Raw genomic sequence first — 7,208 nt, 5'->3', positions numbered from 1 at the left:
TGCCCAAGCGGCATGACTCACACCAAAGAGCCTCCGGAGAATGCGGGGCGGTTCATCACCTTGGGCGCCAGCTTCATTGGAGCGCGCGGTTACATCGGTATGGCGTACGGCCAGCAGAACAACCGCTACGGCCTGCTCGCACATGAACACGCTGACTGCCACACTCACGGCACAGACTGGCATTGCGGTGGTCACGATGATCACGATGACGATGACGAAGACCATGATCATGAGCACGGGAGCGTGCCCTACGTCGACATGCATCAGAAGCGCTGGGACCTGCGCGGCGAGCTGAGTGATCCGCTACCGGGCTTCGAGCTGGCGCGCCTGCGCGTGGGCCACAGCAACTATCAGCACGAGGAAATTGAAGGCGGGGAAGTGGGCACGCGCTTCAACAATGACGCCACGGACGCGCGTCTGGAGCTGACCCATCAGCCGCTGTTCGGCTGGCGCGGCGTGGTCGGTGCACAAACGCTGCGTCGCGACTTCGAGGCCTTGGGAGAGGAGGCCTACGTGCCGCCGACGCTGACCCGCAACCACGGGCTGTTCGTGCTGGAGGAATACACCACCGGAGCGTGGCGCTACGAGCTGGGGTTGCGGCACGAGTGGCAGGATATCGAGGCCGATGGTCAGCGGAACACCGATCACAGCGGTACCTCGGTTTCGGCTGGCGCGGTCTGGACCTTCGCTCCGGACTACTCGCTGGGCTTCTCGCTGTCGCGCTCGCAACGTCTGCCTAGCGCAGAAGAGCTCTATGCCAACGGCCCACATGCGGCGACTCGCACCGTCGAGCTGGGCAATGTCGATCTCGAAGAAGAAACCTCGCACAACGCCGAGCTCACCTTGCGCAAGTTCGCGGGCCGCACCACCTTCAGCTTCAGTCTGTTCCGCAATGAAGTAGACGACTTCATTTACGCCGCCGATAGCGGCAACGACATTGGCGGCGGCTATCGCGAGATCGAATACCGCCAGCATGATGCCGTACTAACCGGCGCGGAAGGCGAGGTGCGCTTCCAGGCCACCGACGCCACTGCCCTGACCCTGTTTGGCGATCATGTGCGCGGCAAGTTGCGCGACGGCGGTGGCGATCTGCCGCGCATCCCGGCAGACCGCCTCGGGGTGCGTGTCGATCAGAACTTCACAACGGCCCTGAGCGGCCAGCTGGAGTTTTATCGTGTGCAGCGCCAGGATGAGCTGGCCGATTACGAGACCGAAACCGGCGGCTACAACATGCTCGGTGCCGGTCTCAGCTACGGCGGTTCGTTGCAACAGACCGACTATCTGCTCTACCTCAAAGCCAATAACCTGCTCGATGAAAAGGCTCGCCAGCACACCTCTTTCATCAAGGACGACGTGTTGCTACCAGGTCGCAATCTGACTGTTGGCATGCGCCTGGCTTTCTAAGGCCCAGAAGGCGGGCAATGTCGTCATTGCCCGCCGACTCGCTCGCGCCTGTCAGCTTGAATCCCACTTCGATACCGAATCCCGACACCGTTATAAGCGCGCCGGCAGTCAAGATATTCCCAAAACGACTCACCAGTCGTCTCCTCGGCATTTCCTGCATTTGACAGGTCCAAGCTTTCTGCCACGTTTAGTCGAAGTGCGCGTAGTGCTTCCGCTTGGCAGTTCTGGCAAAAGCTCGCATCGATAGAACAAAAACAATAAGTCAGGAGACTCCCCATGCTTCCAAGCAAGTTGGCTTCAGCCTGTGCGCGTGCCGTTATTGGCGTGATGCTGGTGGGTACGATTGGAATCGCCGCCGATGTTCAGGCTCGGTCGAAACCCATCAAACCACCGGTATCCCACAGCGAATCACGTGAACAGGATTCGCGCATCTTCGTTCCGATCGTATCGCCATTGGCGGCATTTCCGGGGCTGCCGAGCGAGCGCTGGTCCGGCATTTACCAAGGCTCGTCTTATCAAATAGAAGTACCGCCGAACTGGAACGGCATGCTGGTGATGTACGCTCACGGTTACCGCGGTCCGGGACCGGAACTTACCGTCGGCCCACCGCCGATCCGTCCGTGGTTGCTGCAGCAGGGATACGCTTGGGCGGCCTCCAGCTACAGCAAGAATTACTACGATGTACGTGCAGGTATCGAAGACACCAACGCACTGGCCTTGGCGTTCAGCAGCCTGACCGGCAAGCCGCAGCCGACCAAGACCTATATCACCGGGCATTCCATGGGTGGCCATGTCGCTGCGGCGGCAGTTGAGGCCGAAACCTACGCTACCGCCAACAACCCGGTGCGCTACAACGGCTCGGTGCCCATGTGCGGCGTCACCGGCGATGTCTACGAATTCGAATATCTGATGAACTTCACCCTGGCCGCGCAGCACTTGGCTGGACTGGGGCCAACCTCGTTCCCGGCGACCGATTTCCAGGCAAAGCTGCCGCAGATCATCGGTGCGCTATGGAACACCTACCCAACCGATCCATCGCCGCAGGGCGAAAAGCTGGAAGGCATCGTGCGGGAGCTCAGCGGCGGCGAGCGGCCTATTTTCGCCGAAGGGTTCCGTACTAGCCTGCAGAGCGTGGTGCTTGGGACTGGCGGTCGGGATGGCTCGGTCGATGGCATCCTCGCCGACTCCCTCACTGGCAACCTCGCCACCCGCTACCAGTTCGATGCGCGCAAGGCGATGTCACGGGAAGAACGCGAATTCAATGATTCGATCATCCGGGTGATCGGCCATCCGCCAGCCAACAGCATCCGCCCGGACGGCCTGCGCTGGATTCCGGTGGTGAACGGCCAATTCAACGTGCCGGTGGTCAGCATCCATACCTTGGGTGATCTCTACGTGCCGTTCATCCACGAGCAGATCTACCGCCGCAACGCAGAGGCCAACGGCAACGGTGATCTGCTGGTGCAACGCGCCATCCGGGCACCCAGCCACTGCGACTTCAGCTATCAGGAACAGGTCGAAGCGATGGCGGCGATGCTGCAATGGGAACAGCAGGGCATCAAACCGGCTGGTGATGATGTGATCAACCCACGCGTAGTAGCCAATCCTGCCTATGGCTGCCAGTTCACTCGCAACGAAGGCGTGCCGACACGTGCGCTTTTGCCGGCTTGCCCGGGTAGTTGATGCGATTGGTGTTGTGAAATGAAAAGAGCCCTGCTTGTGCAGGGCTTTCATTGTCTGGGCGGCGAGGGGAGCCGAACCTCGCTGGTGGGCCTCCTTTCGTTGATATCACCGCTATTAAAGCGTTCGATACTCGCGTCGTCGCAATCGCCTAGCCACAAGCTGGAACGGGCCCGTTTCGTCTGGTCCGGAATAAAGCACCTGAACTTACTCAGGCTTGTCCCTGCGACGATCCACCGTGCAGGCTAGAGTTGCCCCAGCTCTGAAGAGCATTCTGCTTGATGCTCGATATTTTCCAATCGCCCTGTATGTCATTGAAGAGGAATTCGTAACTTCCACACGAATGGAAGAAATCCTCGCCTGAGCCGGCAGAGTCAAAACGAAGAATTAGATAGTTACACCTCGCATTGACAGCGCTCCCATCTGCGCCACGCATGATAAGAAGGTTGGAAAAACTATGGTGCTTGGCCAGCCTATCAACCGCGTTCTGCCTGCGACTGACGAATTCCTGACCACTCATCGTCGTGGGCTGCTCCCGTCCCGAGGATGAATAATCAATCGCGACCTGAGGCGCAAGGCACTCGACCATGGCTGACCAATCCCGCTGATCAAAGGAAAGGAAAAACTGACAGAGGAGATCGTTGATCTGCATAAAGACGGTCGGTTCTACTGTTTTCAAAATAGATTCCCATGGGGTAGCTAGTGTTCAATGATTACAGCATTGCACAGCCCGTGCTGGACGAGTGAACGGACAAGCGGATCAGCTCGATCTGTCATCTTTACTATCGGAGCCGTGCCGGCTTCGGAGAGTCGTAGCTGTCACCGTTACTGTCACGGAATAAAAAGGGGCCTCGCTAGAGGCCCCGTGAATGCTGGAGCGGGCGAAGGGAATCGAGCCCTTTTGCTTGGTGTGTCGTTCCGTCTCAAAGCGTGTCGTTGTGCGGTTTCCGCTCGACTCGCCTGCTCGTTTCGTCGCAATTCGGCACAGTGATTTCGACACTTTTTCGACAGCTCATCAGCGCTTTTGCTTTTCGAGAGTCTCGCTTTGTACACGTAGTAACACTGTCAACTGCTGGGTCCAGGCGGTATCTTATGTTCTCCGACCTAACCAGAGATGGCTATGACAAAGTTTCGGATTCAAGAAGGAAAGGGTGATCGGCCTGGATCAAAGTATTACCAAGTTTTTATCGGAGGAAAGACTATTGGCCCGGTTTATTCCTCTTTGGAGGCTGCCGAGGCGTATGTGAAATACCTTGAACAAAAACAGGAGCGCAGCCCGGATAGCACTAGCCCTAGCCCTTAACATTGATTCATGCTGTCATCCAGCCGACGAAACCCCGGATTAGCTATAGGTCGGGGTATTGCTAAACTTGGGTAGTCGACGGGATTTTAGTCGGTTAGTGGTCTATCGTCAGCCTTTCGCGATCAGAGCTTTTACATACTTATGTGATTCTACTAACCTGTTTGTAGCCCAGATGAATCCGCATAGGTATCCGCCGACAACGATGCCGATTCCAATAGCCCCTTTTATATAGAGTCCTAGCCCCAGGCACATAACACCAAAGAAAAATCCCATATATATTTTAATTAGAAGCTCAACTAGTTTTAGCCAGCCTTCATAGTTTTCTTCGTTTTGTGGGCACTCTGCCATCAGAGATATCATATGATAGGCGGCTCCTCCCCCGAACATGACTGCGGCAAAGCTAACCATGCTAAAAAATATGTCGCTTTGCGGGGAGTTGATAGGTATCGACATTGCAAAAAGCACTACCGATACTGCCGCACCCCACAGCATTATCACGCCTCGTTTTGTGGCTCCGTGTTCAATTTTTAGAAATCCGAATAGCTTCCGATCTTGCATCGCTAGTCTCATAGTTAGGTGGTTAATAAAATGCGAGTTTATGGCATGAAGTTGTTAGCTGCAGCGCATGCCGGTTGGTATCGACTACACATCTGCTTGAAAGCGACCTTGGCACCTTTACGGCAGTCGCGGTAGATCAGGGAGCCGCGTTTGTAGTTTTGGCAAACGCTACTGAAGTCGATCTTGTCGTTCACGACTGTCCATCTGAACTGGCCGCCCACGCGCTGCTTGTTATGGCCGTTCTCCCAGCTCCAGTTGCTCAAATGCGTCTCACGGGTTACTGAGCGCTCCTGTGGGCTGCTGGACGAATTGGAGGCGTAATAGCGGGCCGGGGGCGGCTGCATGGTGTTTACGGTGGGGCGGGGCGTGTAGTTCTCATCATTAAAAGATGTTTGCTTACTTTCTACCGCACGCGCTGAGGCCGCTTCGAACCATTCTATTTCTTCCTGGCTCAGCTGCCGCTGCTGGGGGGCTGACGTCGGCGTTTCGTAGCTTGCAACTGAGGACGGGCTAACCGGCTGCTTGGGCTGCGCTGGCTCTTGGTTAAACCAAGGCTTTCCGTCGATATGGATGCCTTGCTTGATCTGGTTAATGTCCAGGACTATCGGCTTTCCGAACGTCAATGCCAGTGCCCCAATGACCGCCGATCCGATCCCCAGTATCGCTAGGAATCGCCATGGCCCTCGCTTCTTCCTGCTGCGTAGATGCGCAGGCGCATCGTCCCAGTCTGATTTCATGTCGCCTCCTTGCGTTTGCCAATGACACAAATATATGCGTTAAGCTGGAGCTATAGCTTTCAATCCCGCTACTATCATGAGTATCAATAATAATAGTAAAACTACGAATAGAAACCCGATAAAGGTAGGTAAAAAATAAAATAGCTATTAGTGCCCTTGTAACGGCCGAAGGTCAGCACCTTCAGTACCCAAAGGCCTAGCCCCCTAAGCGCAGCCTCGAATATAAGTCCGACAATCGTTTCCATATTATGGGGCTTCCTTGCCTGGAAGGGGCGCTAAATAAATCTGTCTCCTTTGTTCATTACAATCCCGCGTCTGTCTTCGCTTTCTTCTTGCTAATCGTTCGATGGACAGCCAGTAGTTTGGTCATATAAGTGTCCCCGTAAGGTGTTAGAGACCATTGGTCTCCATCCTCTATGGATACCAACTTCAAAGCACGCATTTGGATTTTTATCTTATTAAAGGAATCTTTGTAAATAGATAGGGAGTCTATTTTGTTGTTGGGGTACTCCGCCAATAAAAGGTTAGAGCTTTCACTTTCTACAAAGCTATTTAATAAGTTCGCAACGCGATATTCACTGACTGGGTTGATCATGTGCGGCGCTAAAAATGAAAAGATCTTATCCCAAGTTGTGGTGCACTCATGATCCACCTCGTCGCCCTTTTTCCAGTATGTGGCGCCGTTTTTTCCTTTAACAGGGAGCTTTGCTTCGAAGCCAAAATCAATAGATATCTCATCATTGCCTCGAGATAGTATTTCTATACCAGCAGGCTCCTCTGCACCAGCCTTCCTTAGCTTGTCATTGAGTTCTTCAATCGTCTTCTTTAAAAAAAGTATTTCTTGAGCATTTTCTTCCGGCACCTGATCAGCTCGCATCCACCCAGCTGCTGGCTGATGTTTTATTAGCTGCGTAATGCTTCTGCTGACTTTTGCTCCTAAGTCAGTCGAGTTTTCCCAATACTTGCAAAGCCGCTGTTGAACCAGCTCTATGAATTGAGCTAGTTTTTTTCGTGATTGAGGATCATGCTCGGATTTACCAGATTCAATCTTTCCAGGGCTTTGATGCAGAAAGGCAATTACAGGCTTTCCCGTGTCAACCGCATACCGATATTCCATTTCGGTATAGCTTATGCCGGTATTCTTCGAGATTGTTCCGTAGCGCCCGCCTAAGACGACCAGATAATAATCTGATTCATCAATGACTTTCTTTATCCAACTCCATTGCTCTTCGTTTGCGGCAGGAAACAATTCCATTCCGGCCGGCATGCAATCTAGCTCCAAAAGAGCTTGCATGATCTCGGCTCGCTCTTCTATCAAATCTGAATAAGTAGAGCTCACAAAGACCTGAAACCTTTTGCTAACCATTAGCTATTGTTCCTTCAATGGCAGTTATCTAAGGAAAAAGTGAAAAAGGGGACAGATTTATTTTTCCGCCAAACCCACCGCAACCCAACTGAAACAAGCCAAACCCTAAGGATGGTCTGAAGTAGTTGTGTATTTCTGGCTGACTTCAGCCCCTGCCGAT

Annotated in this window: 6 protein-coding genes; 2 read left to right on the top strand and 4 right to left on the bottom strand. The window is 53.8% G+C overall.

Going from position 1 to position 7,208, the window contains the following annotated elements:
• Together AC2LD7_RS21620 and AC2LD7_RS21615 are read left to right on the top strand one after the other, a co-directional pair.
• On the top strand, nucleotides 1-1,404 hold a 1,404-nt coding region (locus AC2LD7_RS21620), incomplete at its 5' end, for a TonB-dependent receptor (protein WP_484599671.1).
• A 276-nt stretch (nucleotides 1,405-1,680) separates the two neighbouring features.
• Nucleotides 1,681-3,087 (top strand): alpha/beta hydrolase, encoded by a 1,407-nt coding sequence (locus tag AC2LD7_RS21615; RefSeq protein ID WP_484599670.1) that lies wholly within the window; start codon nucleotides 1,681-1,683, stop codon nucleotides 3,085-3,087.
• Nucleotides 3,088-3,295: 208 nt separating this feature from the next.
• Here AC2LD7_RS21615 and AC2LD7_RS21610 read toward each other — a convergent pair whose 3' ends face one another.
• From AC2LD7_RS21610 to AC2LD7_RS21595, 4 genes are all read right to left on the bottom strand, one after another.
• A complete protein-coding gene (locus tag AC2LD7_RS21610) occupies nucleotides 3,296-3,763 on the bottom strand; it encodes a nuclear transport factor 2 family protein (protein ID WP_484599669.1) in 468 nt (155 codons plus the stop codon).
• A 732-nt stretch (nucleotides 3,764-4,495) separates the two neighbouring features.
• Nucleotides 4,496-4,945 (bottom strand): hypothetical protein, encoded by a 450-nt coding sequence (locus AC2LD7_RS21605; protein WP_484599668.1) that lies wholly within the window; start codon nucleotides 4,943-4,945, stop codon nucleotides 4,496-4,498.
• A gap of 38 nt (nucleotides 4,946-4,983) precedes the next feature.
• On the bottom strand, nucleotides 4,984-5,682 hold the full coding sequence (locus tag AC2LD7_RS21600) for a hypothetical protein (RefSeq protein WP_484599667.1): 699 nt from the start codon (nucleotides 5,680-5,682) through the stop codon (nucleotides 4,984-4,986).
• Nucleotides 5,683-5,983: 301 nt separating this feature from the next.
• Nucleotides 5,984-7,048, bottom strand: coding sequence for a DUF4062 domain-containing protein (locus AC2LD7_RS21595; RefSeq protein WP_484599666.1), 1,065 nt, complete (start codon nucleotides 7,046-7,048; stop codon nucleotides 5,984-5,986).
• Nucleotides 7,049-7,208: the final 160 nt, after the last annotated feature.

The organism is Stutzerimonas sp. (assembly GCF_982611455.1).
This window is presented reverse-complemented; position numbering and strand designations above follow the sequence as displayed.

What these genes read in the sequence shown, in the direction of transcription:
- AC2LD7_RS21615 (WP_484599670.1), top strand. Translation starts at nt 1,681, where the DNA reads ATGCTTCCAAGCAAGTTGGCTTCAGCCTGTGCGCGTGCCGTTATTGGC.
- AC2LD7_RS21605 (WP_484599668.1), bottom strand. Translation starts at nt 4,945, where the DNA reads ATGCAAGATCGGAAGCTATTCGGATTTCTAAAAATTGAACACGGAGCC.
- AC2LD7_RS21600 (WP_484599667.1), bottom strand. Translation starts at nt 5,682, where the DNA reads ATGAAATCAGACTGGGACGATGCGCCTGCGCATCTACGCAGCAGGAAG.
- AC2LD7_RS21595 (WP_484599666.1), bottom strand. Translation starts at nt 7,048, where the DNA reads ATGGTTAGCAAAAGGTTTCAGGTCTTTGTGAGCTCTACTTATTCAGAT.